19 protein-coding genes are annotated in these 18,282 nt (G+C 65.3%); 5 read left to right on the forward strand and 14 right to left on the reverse strand.

Annotated elements, in window-relative coordinates; genetic code table 11:
• Window positions 1-63: 63 nt before the first annotated feature.
• From QP413_RS07995 to trxA, 3 genes are all read right to left on the reverse strand, one after another.
• Window positions 64-1,563, reverse strand: a complete 1,500-nt coding sequence (locus QP413_RS07995; RefSeq protein WP_284781386.1) for an MFS transporter — start codon at window positions 1,561-1,563, stop codon at window positions 64-66.
• A gap of 84 nt (window positions 1,564-1,647) precedes the next feature.
• Complete coding sequence (locus tag QP413_RS08000; RefSeq protein WP_070761726.1) at window positions 1,648-2,394, reverse strand: PspA/IM30 family protein; 747 nt, start codon at window positions 2,392-2,394, stop codon at window positions 1,648-1,650.
• A gap of 122 nt (window positions 2,395-2,516) precedes the next feature.
• Window positions 2,517-2,903, reverse strand: coding sequence for a thioredoxin (trxA, locus tag QP413_RS08005; RefSeq protein WP_070757873.1), 387 nt, complete (start codon window positions 2,901-2,903; stop codon window positions 2,517-2,519).
• 151 nt (window positions 2,904-3,054) lie between these two features.
• On the opposite strand from trxA, the gene QP413_RS08010 reads away from it, so the two are divergent.
• The gene (locus QP413_RS08010) at window positions 3,055-3,567 is read left to right on the forward strand and encodes a hotdog fold domain-containing protein (RefSeq protein ID WP_070761725.1); all 513 of its coding nucleotides are present in this window, start codon (window positions 3,055-3,057) and stop codon (window positions 3,565-3,567) included.
• A 7-nt stretch (window positions 3,568-3,574) separates the two neighbouring features.
• Here the strand turns inward: QP413_RS08010 and QP413_RS08015 are convergent, their stop codons facing one another.
• From QP413_RS08015 to QP413_RS08030, 4 genes are all read right to left on the reverse strand, one after another.
• Window positions 3,575-4,390, reverse strand: coding sequence for an ABC transporter ATP-binding protein (locus QP413_RS08015; protein WP_070761724.1), 816 nt, complete (start codon window positions 4,388-4,390; stop codon window positions 3,575-3,577).
• An 87-nt stretch (window positions 4,391-4,477) separates the two neighbouring features.
• The gene (locus tag QP413_RS08020) at window positions 4,478-4,966 is read right to left on the reverse strand and encodes a CrcB family protein (protein ID WP_070761723.1); all 489 of its coding nucleotides are present in this window, start codon (window positions 4,964-4,966) and stop codon (window positions 4,478-4,480) included.
• A complete protein-coding gene (locus tag QP413_RS08025) occupies window positions 4,966-5,475 on the reverse strand; it encodes a CrcB family protein (RefSeq protein ID WP_284759001.1) in 510 nt (169 codons plus the stop codon). The genes QP413_RS08020 and QP413_RS08025 overlap by 1 nt, the downstream gene beginning before the upstream one ends.
• 155 nt (window positions 5,476-5,630) lie before the next feature.
• Window positions 5,631-6,179: a YceI family protein gene (locus tag QP413_RS08030; protein WP_284781387.1), complete on the reverse strand. Its 549-nt coding sequence runs from the start codon at window positions 6,177-6,179 to the stop codon at window positions 5,631-5,633.
• A gap of 150 nt (window positions 6,180-6,329) precedes the next feature.
• Between QP413_RS08030 and QP413_RS08035 the strand changes: the two genes are divergently transcribed.
• Window positions 6,330-6,971: a MarR family transcriptional regulator gene (locus QP413_RS08035; protein WP_284781388.1), complete on the forward strand. Its 642-nt coding sequence runs from the start codon at window positions 6,330-6,332 to the stop codon at window positions 6,969-6,971.
• A gap of 21 nt (window positions 6,972-6,992) precedes the next feature.
• Here QP413_RS08035 and dnaB read toward each other — a convergent pair whose 3' ends face one another.
• The 7 genes from dnaB to QP413_RS08070 form a co-directional block, all read right to left on the reverse strand.
• Window positions 6,993-8,513 (reverse strand): replicative DNA helicase, encoded by a 1,521-nt coding sequence (dnaB, locus tag QP413_RS08040; protein WP_070761720.1) that lies wholly within the window; start codon window positions 8,511-8,513, stop codon window positions 6,993-6,995.
• A gap of 812 nt (window positions 8,514-9,325) precedes the next feature.
• Window positions 9,326-9,784 carry a 50S ribosomal protein L9 gene (rplI, locus tag QP413_RS08045; protein ID WP_012361209.1) on the reverse strand — a complete coding sequence of 153 codons (459 nt, stop codon included), beginning with the start codon at window positions 9,782-9,784 and terminating at the stop codon, window positions 9,326-9,328.
• Between the two features lie 95 nt (window positions 9,785-9,879).
• On the reverse strand, window positions 9,880-10,497 hold the full coding sequence (locus QP413_RS08050) for a single-stranded DNA-binding protein (RefSeq protein ID WP_284781389.1): 618 nt from the start codon (window positions 10,495-10,497) through the stop codon (window positions 9,880-9,882).
• An 83-nt stretch (window positions 10,498-10,580) separates the two neighbouring features.
• The gene (gene rpsF / locus QP413_RS08055; RefSeq protein ID WP_012361211.1) at window positions 10,581-10,868 is read right to left on the reverse strand and encodes a 30S ribosomal protein S6; all 288 of its coding nucleotides are present in this window, start codon (window positions 10,866-10,868) and stop codon (window positions 10,581-10,583) included.
• Between the two features lie 175 nt (window positions 10,869-11,043).
• Window positions 11,044-11,232 carry a hypothetical protein gene (locus QP413_RS08060; RefSeq protein ID WP_284781390.1) on the reverse strand — a complete coding sequence of 63 codons (189 nt, stop codon included), beginning with the start codon at window positions 11,230-11,232 and terminating at the stop codon, window positions 11,044-11,046.
• A gap of 18 nt (window positions 11,233-11,250) precedes the next feature.
• Window positions 11,251-12,747: a glycosyltransferase family 87 protein gene (locus QP413_RS08065; protein ID WP_284759009.1), complete on the reverse strand. Its 1,497-nt coding sequence runs from the start codon at window positions 12,745-12,747 to the stop codon at window positions 11,251-11,253.
• The gene (locus QP413_RS08070; RefSeq protein ID WP_284781391.1) at window positions 12,748-14,988 is read right to left on the reverse strand and encodes a transglycosylase domain-containing protein; all 2,241 of its coding nucleotides are present in this window, start codon (window positions 14,986-14,988) and stop codon (window positions 12,748-12,750) included.
• Between the two features lie 267 nt (window positions 14,989-15,255).
• Between QP413_RS08070 and QP413_RS08075 the strand changes: the two genes are divergently transcribed.
• The 3 genes from QP413_RS08075 (at window position 15,256) to QP413_RS08085 (ending at window position 18,271) form a co-directional block, all read left to right on the forward strand.
• The gene (locus tag QP413_RS08075; RefSeq protein ID WP_284781392.1) at window positions 15,256-16,383 is read left to right on the forward strand and encodes an inositol-3-phosphate synthase; all 1,128 of its coding nucleotides are present in this window, start codon (window positions 15,256-15,258) and stop codon (window positions 16,381-16,383) included.
• 160 nt (window positions 16,384-16,543) lie between these two features.
• A complete protein-coding gene (locus QP413_RS08080; protein ID WP_012361217.1) occupies window positions 16,544-17,008 on the forward strand; it encodes a MarR family winged helix-turn-helix transcriptional regulator in 465 nt (154 codons plus the stop codon).
• Window positions 17,009-17,044: 36 nt separating this feature from the next.
• A complete protein-coding gene (locus tag QP413_RS08085; RefSeq protein ID WP_012361218.1) occupies window positions 17,045-18,271 on the forward strand; it encodes a universal stress protein in 1,227 nt (408 codons plus the stop codon).
• The last annotated feature ends 11 nt before the right edge of the window (window positions 18,272-18,282 follow it).

An 18,282-nucleotide genomic window follows, 5' to 3' on the forward strand; every position in this document is an offset into this window, starting at 1 on the left:
TGCCCCATGTGGGCCACCGGCCCCCTGCACAGCGTGAGGCACCTACCCCCTAGGCGACCCCGTCTAGTTGTCGCTCTGCGCCTTCTTCTCCTTCATCGGCTTCTTCGCATCCAGAGGCACGAACACGGTGAACAGCACAATGACCACCGACATCACCGCGCCCACCAAGAAGGCCAGGTTCAGGCCGGAGGCCAGGCTTCCCACCGCGTCGCCCGGAGTGCTATTCATGGCACGCTGGGTACCGAAAGTCATGATCGCGATGAAGATCGCGGTGCCGCCAGCAGCAGCCACCTGCTGGAAGGTGTTGAGGATCGCCTGCCCGTGGGAGGCCAGGGAATCCGGCACCGCGGCCAGCGCGTTACTCATCAGCGGGGTCATCAGCAACGCGATACCGATGTGCAGCACCACCGCAACCCCCGTCAGCGCCCAGAAAGAGGAGTCCCGGCCCAACGCCACCAGACCCAGCATCGCGGCGCTCATCAGGATAGATCCCGGAATAGTCAGAACGCGCGTACCCCGAGCGTCATAGACCCGCCCCACGAACGGCCCCATCACGCCCATCGCCAAACCACCGGGCAGGATCGCCAGGCCAGACTGACTCTCCGACAGCCCCATCACCTGCTGGGCAAACATCGGCATCAGGATGATGAAACCGAAGAGCATGCTGAACGTGAGCAACATCAGAGCCAAGGAGAGGCGGTAGTTCCGCTCCCCCAGCGGGGCCAGATCCAACAACGGTTCGCGCACCCGCTTGCCCGCAGGCTCGCCGTCCCCCGCGTTCGCGGCAACCGCGCTCCCCTGCGCACCCTGCTCCTCTGCAGCAGCCGCCTTCCCGGCGCGGGCCTCGCGGGCCAGCGACCGCTGACGCGCGAAAAAGACGGCGAGAATCACAATGCCACCGAGCATCACCCCAACCCGGCCCACCGGAATCCCGTGAGCCAGGTCGGACAGCCCAGCCATGCCGTAAAGCGTGGCGGCGAAACCTGCCGCGGAAAGGAACACCGAAGGCACGTCCAGGTACGGGCGGGTCGGCTCCTCAAAGTTGCGGACCAGCAGCAGGCCCACCACCAGGGCGAGCACCACCAGCGGCAACATCAGGATGAAGATCCAGCGCCAGCCCAAAGAGTGCAGCACCAAACCAGAAAATGTCGGGCCCAGCGCCGGGGCCACCGCGATGACCACAGAGACCAGGCCAAAGACCCCGCCGCGGCGCTCCAGTGGAACCAGCCGCATGATCGTCGTCATGAGCAGCGGAATCACCAGCGCGGTGCCGGAAGCCTGAATGATGCGGGCGACCAGCAGCACCGGGAAGACCGGCGCCACAACCGCGAGCACCGTGCCCGCGAGGAAGAGCAGCATCGCCGCGGCGTAGACCTGCCGCAGACTAAAACGCTGCATGATGTAGCCGGTCATCGGGATCACCACGGCCATCGTCAGCATGAAGCTGGTGACCAGCCACTGCGCGACATCCGCAGTGATCTCGAAGTAGCCCATCAGCACCGGCAACGCGACCGAGAGAGTGGTCTCGTTGAGGATGACCACGAAGGCTGCGGCGACGAGCACGCCGATCAGGAGCTTCGCGTTGGGTGCGGGTGTTTCGGCGGTGTGCGAGCCGCTGTTTTCGGCGCCGGTGCTAATGGCTTTCTCCTATTGTTCGAGTTCTTTATTTTTCTCCATGTCAGCGCGGATTTCCGCGAGGCGGGAGCTGGCCTTGACGTCGCGGCCAGCTTCGGCGATCTCGGTCATGCGGTCCTGCACCGAGCCCTCGACGAGCTCCTGGGCCCCCAACGCGTTCGCGTAACGGGATTCGATCTTATCCCTGACCTTGTCCAGGGTTGGGACGGCCTCGTCCGGGGCGAGGGCGGCGTCGTTCATGGAGGCCATCGACTTATTCGCGGTCTCCTGCATCTTCGCCTGATCGGCCTGCGCGCGCAGCTGATTAATCTGGTTCAGCTGGTCCTGCAGGCGGGTTTCGGACTCCTGCTGCTGACGCTGTGCTTCCTCCGCGCTCCGGGACGCCGCCGCGTGCAGCTCCTTGGTCTCTTCCAGCTGCTGCTCGACGGTGACCAGGTTGGAGGCGAAGAGTTCCGCGGTCTGATTCAGCTCCGTCGCGCGGTTGGCGTCGCCCTCGGACTGGGCCTGGTCGGCCTGCTGGAGTGCGACGCGGGTCTTTTCCTGCAGCTCGGTCGCGTCCTTCTGGAGGCGGTTGAGCTTCATCTCCAGCTGGTTACGGTTACCGATGACGCTGGCTGCGTGCTCGGTGATCTTCGCGTGCTGCTGGCGGGCGGCCTCTTCGGCCTGACGGATCTGCACCTTGGGGTCTGCGTTCTCTTCGATCTTCGTGTCGAAGGAGGCCATCAGGTACTTCCAGCCCTTGGAAAATGGATTAGCCATGAGTATCGCTCCTCTAGTAGGTCGTGCGCCCCAGAGTAGACACGAATGGCTCACCGTGACCGCGCGGCGGCCAAGAAAAGACCCGCGTGGTAGCGCGGGCCTTAGTGCGGACAGGCGGAGGTTTAGCCCTCCTGCTGAGCCTCAGCCTGCTTCATCTGCTCCTCGACCTGCTTGCGGACCTCGTCCATGTCCAGCTTCTCGGCCTGGGAGATGAGGTCGTTGAGGGCCTCCTTCGGCAGCATGCCGGCCTCGCGGGCCAGCAGGACGCCGTCGCGGAACATCATGATCGTCGGGATGGACTGGATCTGCAGGGCTGCTGCGAGCTCCTGGTTAGCCTCGGTGTCCACCTTGCCGAAGGTGACCTCCGGGTGCTCCTCGGAGGTGGCCTCGAAAATCGGCCCGAAGCGCTTGCATGGGCCGCACCACTCTGCCCAGAAGTCCAGCAGGACGATGCCCTCCTTGCCGACGGTCTCCTGGAAGTTCTCGCCAGTGATTTCCTTCGTAGCCATGTGTTATCCCTTTCGCTGCTTACGTTGTGTCCGCCCGGGGTGCCCGCCCGGCGCGGCGAATTTTTATCGTTTCTTTCTGCCCCGTGCAACGTTGGGTGCAGTTTGCTTTATTCCAGGGTCGGCGCACGAAACATGAGTTACTTTGTTTTTTATGAGCATTCCGAACGCATCTTTCGCTGAAGCAGCCCCGTCTGCGACTTATAAGGCCTGGAAGAAGCTGGCCAAGAAGCCGGCCGGCAACCGCCTGTTCTCCGTATTCGCGGCCTTCAAGGCCCCGTACTTCCTCACCGTGCTGCCGTTCGTCAAGGACCTGCGCCCGGGCTACTGCCAGGTCACCGCGCCGAAGTGGTGGCTGGTCCAGAACCACATCGGCACCTTCCACGCCATTGCCGCCTGCAACCTCGCTGAGGTCGCGATGGGCATGCTCGCCGAGGCCTCCGTGCCGAACACCCACCGCTGGCTGCCGATGGGCATGGAAGCGAAGTACCTGAAGAAGACCACCGGCCGGCTGACCGCCACCGCGACCGCCGAGCTGCCGGACTTCTCCACCATTACCCGCGAAACCGGCGGCCAGGAAGTCCCGGTGAAGATCCACTTCGAAGATTCCGCCGGCGTGGAGTCCACCTACGCGGAGATCAAGATCTGGGTCACCGCCAAGAAGTAGGCGCGGCTCACCCTTGGAAGGCGAACCAGCGGCCGCCCACCCGGTGCAGCTCGACGTCCATGTCGTAGAGCTCCCCGAGCTTCTCAGCGGTCAGCGCCTCGTCCACCGGGCCGCTGGACAGGATGCGCCCGTCCTTCATCAGCAGCACGTCCGTCGTGGACGCCGCGATCTCCTCCACGTGGTGCGTGATCAGCACCGTCGCCACCTCCGGCCGGGCCTCGCGCAGCCGGTCCACGACGTGCAGCAGCGTCTCCCGCCCCGGCAGGTCCAGCCCTGTCGAGGGCTCGTCCAGAAGCAGCAGCTCCGGCTGCGTCACCAGGGCCCGGGCGATCAGCGTGCGCGCCCGCTCCCCCTGGCTCATCTGCGGCCAGCGCCGATCGGTGCGGTTGCCCATTCCCACCAGATCCAACAACTCGCTGGTGCGCTGCTTCATCTCCTCGGTGTAGTCGAAGCGCTGCACGTAGCCATTCGACCCGGACGCCCCGGAGAGCACCGCCTCATAGGCCGTGATGTCCCCCAGGTTCTTCCGCGGGTCCACGTGCCCGATGCGTTTGCGCAGCTCCAGGGTGTTGACCTTCCCCATCTGCTCGCCGAGGATCTCGACGGTCCCGGTGGTGGGGAAGGACTGCGCCCCCATCAGCTTGAGCATGGTCGTCTTCCCCGCACCGTTGGGCCCGAGGATCGACCAGTGCGTGCCCGCGGGAACCTTAAGGTCAATCCCGGAGATGAGGTCCTTACCATTGCGGGTCACGGCCACCCCCGAGATGGAGATCGCCACCGGCCGCTCCCCCGTACCTGCAGTGTTCGCGTCGCTGTGATCCATGCCTCATAACCCTACGCCCCGGGCAGACACGCCCGCGGGCCACCCTTCCCCTTCCCCGTTTCCACCCCGGGGCGCGGTGTCTTCTTGTTATGACGACGTCAGGGCGAAACCCAGCCCCCACGCCGCGCAGGCCACCCCGAGCATGCCCACGGCCACCAGGGCGGCCACCGCGTAGCGGCAAACCACAGCGTAGCGGTGGAGCGTGGAGCGCGGTGACGCAGCAGGCTCGGCGGCCTCAGGCGGTGCGAGGAGGTCCGTGACCAGGCCGACCGCCACGGTGGAGAAGGTGGTGAAGCCGCCCAGGAATCCGGTCCCCATCACGAGCACGGCCGCGGCCCCGCTCACCGAGACCGGCCCCAGCGAGAGCTCGCCGAGCGCATCCGGCCCCTCCCCCGCACCGGTGGCCGCGCCCATGAGCAGGCCCAGCAGGAGGCTGCCGACGGTATTAATCACCGCCAGGCTCGCCAACGGGGGCACGTGGCGTTTCAGCCAACTATCCGCACCCCAGCGGGCGAGCGCGCCCAGCCCGCCAGCGATGGCCATGAGGAGCACCGCGCCTGCGCCATAACCCGCCATCACGCATCACCCCCGAGGGCGCTCTGGTCCGGCTGCCCGCCGGGCTGCTTGCCCGCGCCCTGCTCGGCGGACTGGGAAGTCACACCCCCGCGCTGGCTGGCGGCGCGGCCGGCAGCAATGCCGGCCGTAGCCGCGCACACGCCCAGCACGATCGTGGCCGCGAAGTAGCCGAGGACGGCAATGGCGCCGGCGTCGTCGTTAATAAAAGCGACCGCACCGGCGAGAGCAGAGTAACTGGTGAACGCCCCGCAGAAACCGGTGCCGAGCAGGAGCTTCTCGCGGCCCGCGAGGAACCAGTCGCGCCGCACGGAGGAGCCAAACCCCGCTGCCGCATTGTCGTCCCGGAAGAAGCTGCCCACAAAGCCCAGCAGCCCCGCGCCGAGCACATTCGCGGACAGCAGCCCCCACTGCCCGGCCAGGCCGGCCCCGCCGCTGAGCGCATCGGTGAGCACCCAGCGGGCCAGGGTGCCGAGCAGGCCGCCGGTGAACACGAGCAGAGCGCCAATCACGCTGTTCAGTGTACCGCCATCCCAGAAACGCGAAAACTCGCCCACGGCCAGCTGTACAGCTCACTGGGCTTCAGTGAACCGCTGTGCCACTCGAGGGCACAGGCTGGCGGGGCGAGTTTCAGGCAAGGAGGTGGTGGCTACCACCGCCTGGGCGCTTAGGCCTCCTTGACCGCGGAGACGTCGAAGTTCAGGGTGATCTTCTCGGAGACCAGGACACCGCCGCCGTCGAGGGCGGTCTGCCAGGTCAGGCCGAAGTCCTTGCGGTTGATGGTGGTCGCACCCTCGAAGCCGATGCGGGACATGCCCCACGGGTCGGTGACCTCGCCGTTGAAGTCGAAGTCGATGGTGACGGACTTGGTGACGTCCTTGATGGTCAGGTCGCCGGTGACCTTCAGGCCGTCCTCGCCGTTGGCCTCGACTGCGGTGGAGTTGAAGGTGATCTTCGGGAACTTATCCACCTCGAAGAAGTCGGAGGTGCGCAGGTGGCCGTCGCGGTCGGCGTTGCCGGTGTCGATGGAGGCGACGTCGATCTCGACGTTGATCGCTGCGTCCTCGAGGTTCTCCTTGGTGCTGGCGGAGCCGGCGAACTCGCCGAAGTTACCACGGACCTTGGTCACCATCGCGTGGCGAGCGGTGAAGCCGATCTCGGTGTGAGTCGGGTCGATGGTGTAGGTACCTGCGTAGTCGTTCACGGACTTGGTCATGTTGTGCTGCCTTTCCTTGCGGCGGCTGCGTTGTTCCGCCGTGATGATTCTTTATTGGGGACGTCAGGCTCCGGCCTGGCGTTGATCTCAACCATAGGCCGATGTTGGTGATGTGTCAACTACTTAGAAATATGTTTAAATGAATGCACCATGAGCAGGAATGATTCACAGCTGACGCCCCAGGGGGGCACGGGAACACCGGCGCCCCTGGGAGCGAAGCACAATCCGAAGGACGGCACGGCACGGCCCGAGACCCAGCAGGCACACCAGAACCCGGCGCAGGACGTGCGCTGGCTAACCGACGAGGAACAACAGGTCTGGCGCCAGTGGCTGGACCTGGGCGCCCGCATCACCAACGCACTCAGTCGCGAACTGCAGCTCGACAGCACCATTTCGCTGGCCGACTACGAGGTGTTGGTCTACCTGTCGGAATCGCCGGATCACCGGCAGCGCGTCGTGGCGCTCGCCGAGGCCATCAAGTGGGAGCGCTCGCGCCTGTCCCACCAGATCACCCGCATGGCCAAGCGCGGGCTCGTCCGCCGCGAATCCTGCGATAACGACGGCCGCGGCGCCTTCGTGATCCTCGAGGAGCAGGGGCTGGAGGCCATCACCGCCGCCGCACCGGGGCACGTCGAAGCCGTGCGCCACATGATGTTCGACGGGCTGAGCGCAGAGCAGCTCGCCGCCTTCCGGGACGTGCTCGCCCACATCGAGCCGCAGGTCGCGGACCAGGAGGAGCGCATCGCCGCAGCCCTGGCCGCCAAGCGCGGGCGCGGCAAGGCGCAGAGCTAAAAGGCGCAGGGCTAAGAAGAACTAGCCCGCGCGGTACTCGGAGAACTTCGAGTACTGCAGCTGGTGCGCCACCACCACGGTGCCGATCGGGCCGCCACGGTGCTTCGCGAGGATGATGTCCGCCTCGCCGGCGCGCTCGTGATCGCGGTTTGCGCTATCCGGGCGGTTGATCAGCATGACCATGTCCGCGTCCTGCTCCAGCGAGCCGGATTCACGCAGGTCGGAGATGCGCGGCAGGGCGTCGTCGCCACGGCTCTCCACACCACGGTTCAGCTGGGAGATCGCCACGACCGGGACGTCCACCTCCTTGGCCAGCAGCTTCAGCTGGCGGGAGAACTCGGAGACCTCCTGCTGACGGGACTCGACCTTCTTGCCCGAGCTCATGAGCTGCAGGTAGTCCACCACGATCAGCGCAATATCGTGCTGCTGCTTCAGGCGGCGCGCCTTCGCGCGGATCTCCATCATCGTGAGGTTCGGGGAATCATCGATGAAGATCGGGGACTTATCGATCTCCCCGATGCGGCGGGTCAGCCGCTCCCAGTCGTCCTCCTCCATCTTGCCGCCGCGCATCGCGGAGAGGTGCACCTCCGCCTCGGCGGAGAGGATGCGCATCATGACCTCGGACTTACTCATCTCCAGGCTAAAGAGCACGGAGGCCTTGTTCTGGCGGATGGAGGCCGAACGCATGAAGTCCAGCGCCAGGGTGGACTTACCCACACCAGGGCGCGCCGCGACGATGATCATCTGCCCGCCGTGCAGCCCATTGGTGAGGTCATCCAGATCCTGGAATCCGGTGGCGATGCCCTTGGCGGTGCCGCCCTGGGACTCGAGCTCGTCGATCTCGTCCAGGGTGGGGTCCAGCAGGCGCTCGAAGACCTCGTAGTCCTCGCTGGTCGCGGAGTTCGTCAGCGCGAACATCTCCTGCTGGGCGTTGTCCACCACGGACTCCACCTCAGCGCCCTCGATGCCGGAGTAGCCCAGCTGCACAATGCGGGTGCCCGCGGTCACGAGCCGGCGCAGCGTGGCCTTCTCCTTGACCAGGTTGGCGTAGTAGCCCACGTTCGCACTGGTCGGGGTCTTGGACATGATGGACTGCAGGTACGGCGCTCCGCCGATCTGCTCGAGCTTGCCATCCCGGTCCAGGCGCCCGGCGACGATGACCGGATCGACCTCCTTGCCCTCCCCGTAGAGGCGGACGATGACGTCGAAGATCGTCTGGTGGGCGGGACGGTAGAAGTCGTCCATGACGAGGACCTCGACGACCTCGCTGATGGCGTCCTTGTTCATCAGCATGCCGCCGAGCACGCCCTGCTCCGCCGCGACGTTCTGTGGCATCTCGCGGCCCAGATCCTGGAATTCTTCACGACGTCCACCCGAACGCCCGGATCGGCGCTGGCCGGATCCGAAGTTATTGCGGGCGGGCGCGGCAGAGCTCCACGCACCCCCACCGCTATCCGGGTGCGGGGCGTGGTCCTCCTCCGGTGGTGGCGGCAGGAGTTCTGCGCCGTCGTCGAAAGACATTCCACCCATGTTGCTCTCCATCGTGCCTCCGCGTGCTTAATCAGGCTCGGTTATCACCCTAGCCAGCGCTGCGGACAAACCCGATTCGGCGGCCCAGAGCGTTCTCATTCTTGTTCTTCAGATGACTGACTCGGGGCCGATCCAGCGCGCATTCGGAGGAGTTATCCACAGGCGATTGTGGATAGCTCTGTGTATGGCGTGTGGATGATGTGTGGACAAATCCACAAGCCCCAGGTCAGCTTGTGGATGAACTGTGGATCAGCCTGTCCATAACCCTCTGTGCGCCCTATTTCTGCAGGTAGAGAGCTTTTCCAAAAACCTGCCGAGAAGCAGACCCCCCTGTGGATAACTCGCGAAAATGCCTATAAGTGCAGCTCAATATGGCGTGTCCCCCACAACCTTCACCCACCGCTAGACCCCCCGAAATTACAAGTTTTGGGACGCCCCGCAGGCAGTTATCCACATCCTTGCCCACACCGCGCAAGGCCCTTGAATACACCAAGCCCCCGGCGGGATCATTCCCGGCCGGGGGCCTCGTGCTTGCTGTTGTCTATGTTTGCGTTCCGGCGTTCATCGCAGCAGCGCCGCTCGCCTGTGCGGCGGCCTGCACACCAGCCAAAACGCGGTGAAAAATGAGCCTGTCCCAACGCCATTGTGCATGGGCGGTTCCAACCCGGCCCCTGGGTGTCTAAGCCAGGGGCGTAGAAGTGTGAACCTGCCACTGTGCCGGTTGTCTAGGCCGGCGAAGGTCAGCGAGGGCTTAAGCGCACAGCGCTCAGACGGCGCGGCTCCTGCCACCCGCCTCGGCGCTGGACGCCAGGCTGCTTCTGCGATTACTTATCGGCGTCGACCACTGCGAACTCGAGGTTCGCGGTCATGCCGGAAACCAGCTTCACATCCACGGCGTACTTACCCGTGTTCTTGATGCTGTTCTTTGGCAGCTTGATGGCGTGCTTGTCCAGCTTCGGACCGCCTGCGCGCTCAACAGCTGCGACGACGTCTGCGGAGGTCACGGAGCCGAACAGCTTGCCGCCCTGTGCGGTGCGCACTGGCACCTGAACAGCGGACAGCGCCTCGAGCTCTGCCTTGACCGCCTCTGCGTGCTCCTGGTCGCGGATAACGCGATCAGCCTTGGCACGCTGGATATCCTTGATCTGCTTCTCTGCGCCGCGGGTCGCGACGATGGCGTAGCCGCGTGGCAGCAGGTAGTTACGTCCGTAACCAGCCTTGACTTCAACGATGTCGCCGGGGACACCGAGCTTGTCAACGGCGGTGGTGAGGATCAGCTTCATGATCCAACCCTTTCGTTGTGCATGGAGTGTTGACGTGAACAGTGATTATTGCCTCTGGCGGCCGATCTGCCGGTCACCAGCGCTCATCAATTGGTTCAGAATGGCGGCTCTTCGTCGCCGACACCGAAATCAGTTTGAGGTGCAGAGTTCCACGGGTCATCGGCATTGGAGGCATTCTGCCCGCCGAAGCCACCCTGGTTCTGCTGGCCACCCATGCTCTGCCCAGAGCCGGAGCCCTGGTTGAATCCGCCCTGACCGCCCTGGTTTCCACCAAAGCCGCCCTGGCCACCCTGCCCGAAGTTGGAGCCGCCGCCCTGGTTTCCACCAAAGGACTGCCCGCCACCACGGGGGTTGCGCTGTACCTGTGCGGTCGCGTACTTCAGGGACGGACCGACCTCGTCGGCCTCCACCTCGAAGACGGTTCGCTTCTCGCCCTCGCGGGTCTCGAAGCTCCGCTGGCGCAGCCGACCAGTGACGACCACGCGGTCGCCCTTGTTCAGTGAGTTGGCCACGTTCTCCGCAGCCTGGCGCCAGATGTTACAGGTCAGGAACAGTGCCTCGCCGTCGACCCACTGACCTGCCTGCGCGTCGTAGCGCCGCGGGGTGGATGCGACTCGGAAGCTGGCGACTGCAGCACCCGACTGGGTGTAACGCAGCTCCGGATCAGCAACAACGTTGCCGACCAGGGTAATTGGGGTATCTCCCGGTGCCATTGATAGTTCCTTTCAGCTGGGGTTATGCAGTTAAGGCCAGGTTAATCGCCTGCGCCCCGTGCTGCATGGGTGAAGCTGATTTCTTACTTGTCCTTGCGGAGCACCTTGGTGCGCAGGACGTTGTCGTTGAGGTTGAGCACGCGGTCGAGCTCGCGCACAGTGTCCGACTCGCAGGTCAGGTCGAGAACGATGTAGACGCCCTCTTCCTTCTTCTGGATCGGGTACTCAAAGCGGCGCTTGCCCCAGACATCAACCTTGTCGACCGAGCCCTTTTCCTCGCGGACAATGTTCAGGTACTTGTCCAACGATGGGGCTACGGTGCGCTCATCCTGGGAAGGATCGACGATGATCATGACTTCGTATTGACGCACGGACCTCATCACCTCCTGTGGTCTAGTGTTTCGGCCATGCTCATTTGGGCATGGCAGGAGGGTCGTTGCGTCAGCAACCTGGCCAGTGTACCCCGCTGCCTGCGGAAATGGGAAATCCGCGACCACAGCCCCCGTTGCTCCCCGCGCACCCCCGCCCGGCCCGCCTGGGGCCGGGTTATTTATTGATCGAGGCCCAGCCCACGGCCAGGGTGACCGGGATGATCGTCATGAAAATGATCGCGATGGAAAAGAGCACGATGATGACGTTCTTGGGCTTCTGCGCGTGGAAGCTGTAGAACGCGGTGCCGAAGAAGATGAATCCGATGAGGATGCTGCCCATCCCCAGGTACAAGGACATCGACATTGCCGCTCTAACTCTCCCTTAGTCCGTTGCGGGCGCTGCCTCGCTGCGGTTCTTCCCAGCGGGCTTCTTCTTCACCGTGGTTGCGCCGCTTTCTTTTTCCGACGTCAACCGCCTCGCGCCCGGCTCCTTAGCAGCCAGGATACCCGCGAGCGGGTCTGCTCCCGAATGCGCGGCGCGCACCAGGTCGCCCTGCCTGCCCGGCGCGGTCAGGCGCCCGTCAGTCTGCAGCATATCGCGGATGACGATCACCGCCATCGCGACCAGCAGGCCCAGGCGCAGCACCGTCACGCTGTCGACCAGCCAGTTCGGAGCAGCCTCCTCGGCGGGGAGGAACTGCCACATCCGCAGGTACCAGTAGCCGGCCTCGATGGTGGCCCAGATGAAGTACAGCCGCCAGCGGGGCAGCGCCAGGGCGATCAGCGGCACCAGCCAAATGGAGTACTGCGGACTCCACACCTTATTGGTCAGCAGGAAGGCAAGCACCGCAAGGAAGGCGACCTGAGCGACCCGGGGCGTCGTCCTCAAATAAAAAACGACGAACCAGCCCAGGGCGACCAGGGCTACGAGCAGCAACCCGGTGGTGATGTAGTTGAGCGTCTCCACGCCCTCGATGGCCTTGGAGGGCGAGCCGCCGTCCCAGGCCTGGTTGCCGGTGATGTGGGCGATGACCGCGTAGATCGTCGAGCCCTCGTAGCCGCGCACGGAGTTCAGGCGGAAGAACTCGCCCCAACCGCGGGGCGCGGCGATCATCACCGGGGCGTTGAGCAGCGCCCAGCTGCCGATCGCGCCACCCAGCATGCGGCCCAGCTCGCGCCACGCGCGGGTCTTCAGGCACAGCAACAGCAGCGCCCCCAGGATGAATGCGGGCCAGAGCTTCGCGGCCACCCCGAGCCCGCCGAGCACGCCCGCGAGCAGGGGCTTGTGATTCGCCCACGCGGCCAGGCAGCCCACTGCGAAGACGATGGAGAGCAGGTCGAAGTTCGTGAACGCGTGGACGATCACCAGCGGGGAGGCGGCCATGAGCATCGCGTCCCAGGTGCGCGCGCCCACCAGGCGGGTCAGCAGCGCTACCCCGATCAGCCAGCACAGGGCCAGACCAATGGAGGAGACGGCGAAGAAGACCACGGAGGCGGGAACCGGCGGCAGGCCCAGGGAATCCCACGCGGCATGCACCGGCCGGGCGAGTGCCGCGGCGAAGTATTGATAGAACCCGGAGAGCACCGGGTACTCCATCCACCGCTCCACCCCATCGGTGGTGATGGACTGGAAGTACGGGACGGTCAGGGTATCCAGGCCCCGGCCGCCGAACAGCGGGATCTGGTCCGAGTAACAGGCCGCGGTGTACTGCGGTCGGCCCGACCAGTCCAGGTGAGCCTGGCCCTCAGCATTGACGTTGCCGCGCAGGCACGGGGCCTTCTGCAACCAGCCGAGAATGAGGAAGAAACCCGCAGTCGCGAGGATCGCTAGCTGCGGGTTCCACCGGGGCGCCACCGCGTGGCGGTCACGGTTGGCCATTTAGCCCAAGAGATCGTCGATGATCTGGCCGAGGTCCGGCGGCGGCGGGGCTCCCCCGCCACCGGTGTTCCCGCCACCCTGGCGCGGTGGCGTGGCCGGCTCCGGCTGCGGAGCCGGGGCTTCCTGCGATGGCTGTTCCTGCTCCGGCTCCGGCTGCGGGTTCTCCGGCGCGACGTAGCCACCGTTGTCCGGAACGCCGGCCGCAGCCTCGCCGCCGGAGCCCCAGTTCTCGATCGGGTCGTCGACCAGGGAGCGGTCCATCACGTTCTTCCAGATGGTGGACGGAATGCCGGAGCCGTACATGGTCCCGCCCCACTGGTTGACCAGCGGGCGGTTGTCCACGGTGCCGATCCACACGGCGGTGGCCAGCTGCGGGGTGGAGCCGATCATCCAGGCGTCCTTGTTCTGGCCGGTGTCACCGAGCTGGGCGGTACCGGTCTTCGCAGCGGACGGGCGGCCATTGGCCAGGGCGTTGCCGTTGGAGTAGGCCGCGATCGGGCCCATCGCCTCGATGACGGCGTTGGCGATCTCCTTGTCGATCACCTGGTCGCCCTCCGGGTCGGTGTTGTCGAGCAGGACCTCACCATTGGAGTTCTCCACCTTCTCCACGAAGTGCGGGCGGTGGAAGACACCCTCGTTGGAGAGGGTCGCCAGGCCAGCGGCCATGTCCAGCGGGCGGGACTGGTACTGGCCCAGGACGATGCCCTCGTACGGGGTACCGCCGTTTTCCTGCAGGGTCTTGCCGAAGCCCGGCAGTTCCTCGGCCACGCCCAGGCGGTGGGCCATGTCGGCCACGGCCTGCGCGCCCCCGTCGAGGGAGCGGGTCAGGCGGATGAAGGAGGTGTTCAGGGACATCTTCAGGGCCTGTGCGATGGAGCAGCTGCCGCAGGATTCGCCGCCGACGTTTGTGACCTCGGTCTGGCCGGTGGTCACCGGGGAGGAGTCGAAGTTGTCGTAGATTGACCCGCCCTGGTCCAGGTAGGCGGCAAGCCCGAAGATCTTGAACGTCGAGCCGGTCTGCATCGGCGCGTTGGCGTAGTCCCAGCCGACCGGGTCGTCGCCGCCGTAGTAGCCGCGCACCCCGCCGGTCTTCGGGTCGATGGAGACGACCGCGCCGCGGATGCCCTCCATCGCGCCCTCGAACTGCTGGTGCACCTCGTCGACGACCGCCTGCTGGACCTTCGGGTCGATCGTGGTGGTGATCTTCAGGCCCCCGGTGTTGACCTGGTTTTCGTTGATGCCGGCTTCCTCAAGCTCGCGGATGACTGCCTGCTTGATGAGCCCGTTCGTGCCCTTGGCCTGGTGCACCTGGCCCGCCTTGGCCGGGTCCTGGGCCTTCGGGTATTCCGCGGTGTCGCGCTGCTCCTGGGTGATGGAGCCCATGCCGAGCATGCCGTCGAGCACGTAGTTCCAGCGGGATTCCGCGCGCTCGCGGTTGGTCCACGGGTCCAGCACGCTCGGGGACTGGATGGACGCGGCGAGCACCGCGCCTTCCTCGACGGTGAGGTCCTTGACGTCCTTGTTGAAGTAGGCGTGCGCGGCGGAGTTGATGCCGTAGGCGTTACGCCCGAAGTAGATGGTGTTGAGGTAGGCGCCAAGGATCTCGTCCTTGGACCACTCGCGGGCCATCTTGGAGGAAATCACCAGCTCTTTGGCCTTACGGGAGATGCTGAGCTCGTCGCCGACCATGGCGTTTTTCACGTACTGCTGCGTGATGGTGGAGCCACCGCCGGCGCTGCTGTTGCCGGTGAGCTGGCCGAGCGCGGCGCGGCCGAAGCCGGTCAGGGAGAAGCCGGGGTTGTCGTAGAAGTCCCGGTCCTCTGCGGCGAGGACGGCCTCGCGGACATGCTCCGGAATCTCGGAGATCTCCACGTTGGTTCGGTTGCCCTCGGGCGGGATGATGCGCGCGAGCTCGGTCTCGTTATCGGAGGCCATGATGTAGGAGACCTGGTTGTTGACCAGCTCCTCTGGCTCCGGAACCTTGGTCACGGAGTAGGCGGTGAAGAAGGCCACGACGGGCACGATGATGGCGACCGCGATGAGCGCGGTGAAGCCCACCAGGACTTTCTTGCGGAATTCGCTATCGCGCCAGTGGTTCTTCTTGCGTGCCCGCGCGACGTAGTTGCCGCTGCGGACAGAGCGCCCGGAGCCGGACCCGTTCTTCTTCGGGCCTGGCTTCGCGGCGTTGTTCTTGCGGCGCGGCGGCTGAGTGTTCTTACTCAACGAGCTATGTCTCCTCATTGAAAAGGGCAGTCGATTTTCATTACTTTACGCGGTCGCCCCCGTGGTTTGCACCTTTCGCGCGCCACTTTCGCCACAGGGGTTTACTGCCTCCACATCGCCACGGTCCGCGCTTCGCCGTCATGACCCCGCTTTCTCGGATCCCCTCCCCTACCTTTGAGGACGTCGCCCCGGGCCGGCACTTGATCGGTTTACTGGCGGCTCTTGATCGGTCAACCGCTTTAAGGCTCCCAATTGCCAAGGTCAGCGGCCTTAAGTTGTTCAGCTATGAGCAATAATTCGACTTCCCCTGCAGCGGCCGAGGGCCGCACGGTCAACATCGCGATCGTCGGCCTCGGCAACTGCGCCACCTCCCTGGTTGAGGGCCTTGAGTTTTATAAGGACGCCGCCCCGGATGCTGAGATCCCGGGCCTGATGCACACCGTTTTCGGTGACTACCACGTCGCGGACGTCAAGGTCGTCGCTGGTTTCGACGTCGACGCGGACAAGGTCGGCAAGGACGTCTCCGAGGCGCTGTACTCCGGCCAGAACCAGACGATCAAGATCGCGGATATCCCGCACCTCGGCGTCGAGGTCAAGCGCGGACCCACCCACGACGGCCTGGGCCGTTACTACCAGGAGTCCATCGAGGAGTCCTCGGTGGAGCCGGTGGACGTCGTTGCTGAGCTAAAGAAGGCGGAGGCGGACGTCGTCGTCAGCTACCTGCCGGTCGGCTCCGAGGAGGCGGACCGCTTCTACGCGCAGTGCGCCATCGACGCTGGCTGCGCGTTCGTCAACGCCCTGCCGGTATTCATCGCCTCCGACCCGGAGTGGGCGCAGAAGTTCCGCGACGCGGGCCTGCCGATCATCGGCGATGACATCAAGTCCCAGGTCGGCGCCACGATCACCCACCGCGTGCTCGCCCACCTCTTCGAGGAGCGCGGCGTGCGCCTGGACCGCACGATGCAGCTGAACGTTGGCGGCAACATGGACTTCAAGAACATGCTGGAGCGCGAGCGTCTGGAGTCGAAGAAGATCTCTAAGACGCAGGCGGTGACGTCCAATCTGAAGACCTCCCCGCTGGCGGGCAAGGTGCACGATAAGAACGTGCACATCGGGCCGTCGGACTACGTGGGCTGGCTGGACGACCGGAAGTGGGCCTACGTGCGCCTGGAGGGCTCCGCATTCGGCGAGGTCCCGCTGAACCTGGAGTACAAGCTCGAGGTGTGGGACTCCCCAAACTCCGCGGGCATCATCATCGACGCTGTTCGCGCGGCGAAGATCGCCCTGGATCGCGGTGTTGCTGGTCCGGTTGAGGCGGCGTCCAGCTACCTGATGAAGTCCCCTCCGACGCAGCTGCCGGACGATGTGGCGCGCACCCAGCTGGAGGAATTCATCTCCGGCGGGATTGGCTAAACCCGTACGTGCATCGGCTGCGGCTTCAGCCCAGCAGGCCTCCTATACCGCTACCCTCGGGGTGCTACACGAGCCCCCGGGGGTAGATCTTTCCCCGCGATAGGGGAATATCTGGTAGTCGATAGTTTTGTATGGACAACACTCAGGTAGATTGGTCTTTATGCCACGTTCAAAAATGGACATCGCCCGGGATCTTCGCCCGAGCCTCACGCGCCTTTACCTGCTCTACTTCCGTAAGACGGAGCAGTCGAGCATCTCGCAGGCCCAGCTGTCGATCATGATGATCCTGGACAGCGAGGGGCCCATGCGCATCTCTCAGATCGCTGCGATGGAATCCATCCGCATGCCGACGGCCTCCAACGCCGTCAACCAGCTCGAGACGATGGGGCTGGTCCACCGCGTTCGGGACGTCAGCGACCGCCGCGGCGTACGCGTTCAGCTCACCGACAAGGGGCGGGAAGAGCTGCACAACCAGGAGGGGGCGCGCAGCATCCAGCTCGCCAGCATGCTGGAGAACCTCAGCGAGGAAGATCTGCAGACCGTCGACGATTTCATCCCGGTCATCGACACCATCCTGGAGCGCTACTCTGAGGATGATGAGAGCGCTAACCCGGCTGAGAAGTAGCGCTAAACACTGATTTGGGACGGGGAGCTCAACGCTGTGGCACCGAAGAAGACGAAGAAGTCCCGCACCGCTAAGAAGGCATTCCGCCCGCCAACGCTCGCCAAGCCGGTGAGCGCGCCGCGCGTCAACCGCGCGCTGCGCGTCCTGGTCGCGTGGCCACCCCATGCCGGAAGCGTGGGCGAGGACCTCGCGCGCACCGTTGCCTGGCTCGCGCAGGAGAACCCGCTGGTCGTGCGGACCGCGACGGTGATCTCCCAGACCTGGCCACAGACGGACGTCCCCGCCGCGGCGGCGGATCAGGCGGACCTCTACCCCACCGCCACCTCGGACCTCTACCCCACCAGCCCGGACACCAGCCGCAGCCACGGCACCCCAGGCACCGGGATGGGCGCGGCCGAGGCACTGGGCGCCCCGGTCGCCGGGTCCGCCACCCCCACCACCTATACGGAGGCCCGGGAGGCCTTCAATACCTGGTTGGCGGCAGAAATGACCGCCGCGGGCGAGTCCGCTCGTGCCGCGCTGCTGGCCGCCGGGGTGCCCGAGAAGATGCTCGACGAAGAGCAGCTCGCGATGGTCTACAGCGATCACTCCGAGACCAGCCGACTCATCGAGGCCGGTGAGGAGTTCGGGGCGGATGTGATCCTGCTGGGTTCGCAGGCGGATTCGCCGGACGGGCGCTACCGGATGGGCTCCACCGCGGATGCACTGCTGCACTGCTCCCCGCTACCGCTGATGCTGGTGCCGCGGAACCTGGACTTCTCTAAGGCCGGGCCGACCCGCCTGAACTGCGCTTATGTGGATACCGAGCAGTCCCAGCAGGCACTGCGCCATGCCTCGGATCTCGCGCGGCGGTGGGAGGTGCCACTGCGCCTGGTGGCCTTCTCCCCCGCCGGGGTCTCGCTGGACCCCACGCAGGTGGCCTTCGGCGACGCGGTGGATGCCGCGGGTGCCGGCAGTGCCGGTGCTGTTGGTTCTAACAACGCCGCTGCCCCGTTGGCGGAGGCGTGGCAGGTGCAGGCCAAGGAGCTGCTGGAGCGTGGCCGGAAACGAGCGCTGTCCCGCCACCCAGAGCTGGAAGTCACGACGAAGACCGGCATCGGCGCGAGCTGGGAGGAGGCCGTCGGCGCGATCAAGTGGCGCAAAGGCGACCTGATGGTCATGGGCTCCAGCGTGCTGGGTGACTTCAACCGCGTGTTCATCGGCCCATCGACAAACCAGATCCTGCGGCACGTGCCGGTGCCGGTGTTCCTCAGCACGGTCTAGGCGGTCGGGGC

Origin of the sequence: Corynebacterium sp. UMB4614 (assembly GCF_030217065.1) — a bacterium.
GTDB lineage: Bacteria > Actinomycetota > Actinomycetes > Mycobacteriales > Mycobacteriaceae > Corynebacterium.

What these genes read in the sequence shown, in the direction of transcription:
- QP413_RS08000 (WP_070761726.1), bottom strand. Translation starts at nt 2,394, where the DNA reads ATGGCTAATCCATTTTCCAAGGGCTGGAAGTACCTGATGGCCTCCTTC.
- trxA (WP_070757873.1), bottom strand. Translation starts at nt 2,903, where the DNA reads ATGGCTACGAAGGAAATCACTGGCGAGAACTTCCAGGAGACCGTCGGC.
- QP413_RS08010 (WP_070761725.1), top strand. Translation starts at nt 3,055, where the DNA reads ATGAGCATTCCGAACGCATCTTTCGCTGAAGCAGCCCCGTCTGCGACT.
- QP413_RS08015 (WP_070761724.1), bottom strand. Translation starts at nt 4,390, where the DNA reads ATGGATCACAGCGACGCGAACACTGCAGGTACGGGGGAGCGGCCGGTG.
- QP413_RS08020 (WP_070761723.1), bottom strand. Translation starts at nt 4,966, where the DNA reads ATGGCGGGTTATGGCGCAGGCGCGGTGCTCCTCATGGCCATCGCTGGC.
- QP413_RS08030 (WP_284781387.1), bottom strand. Translation starts at nt 6,179, where the DNA reads ATGACCAAGTCCGTGAACGACTACGCAGGTACCTACACCATCGACCCG.
- QP413_RS08035 (WP_284781388.1), top strand. Translation starts at nt 6,330, where the DNA reads ATGAGCAGGAATGATTCACAGCTGACGCCCCAGGGGGGCACGGGAACA.
- dnaB (WP_070761720.1), bottom strand. Translation starts at nt 8,513, where the DNA reads ATGGAGAGCAACATGGGTGGAATGTCTTTCGACGACGGCGCAGAACTC.
- rplI (WP_012361209.1), bottom strand. Translation starts at nt 9,784, where the DNA reads ATGAAGCTGATCCTCACCACCGCCGTTGACAAGCTCGGTGTCCCCGGC.
- QP413_RS08050 (WP_284781389.1), bottom strand. Translation starts at nt 10,497, where the DNA reads ATGGCACCGGGAGATACCCCAATTACCCTGGTCGGCAACGTTGTTGCT.
- QP413_RS08060 (WP_284781390.1), bottom strand. Translation starts at nt 11,232, where the DNA reads ATGTCGATGTCCTTGTACCTGGGGATGGGCAGCATCCTCATCGGATTC.
- QP413_RS08065 (WP_284759009.1), bottom strand. Translation starts at nt 12,747, where the DNA reads ATGGCCAACCGTGACCGCCACGCGGTGGCGCCCCGGTGGAACCCGCAG.
- QP413_RS08070 (WP_284781391.1), bottom strand. Translation starts at nt 14,988, where the DNA reads ATGAGGAGACATAGCTCGTTGAGTAAGAACACTCAGCCGCCGCGCCGC.
- QP413_RS08075 (WP_284781392.1), top strand. Translation starts at nt 15,256, where the DNA reads ATGAGCAATAATTCGACTTCCCCTGCAGCGGCCGAGGGCCGCACGGTC.
- QP413_RS08080 (WP_012361217.1), top strand. Translation starts at nt 16,544, where the DNA reads ATGCCACGTTCAAAAATGGACATCGCCCGGGATCTTCGCCCGAGCCTC.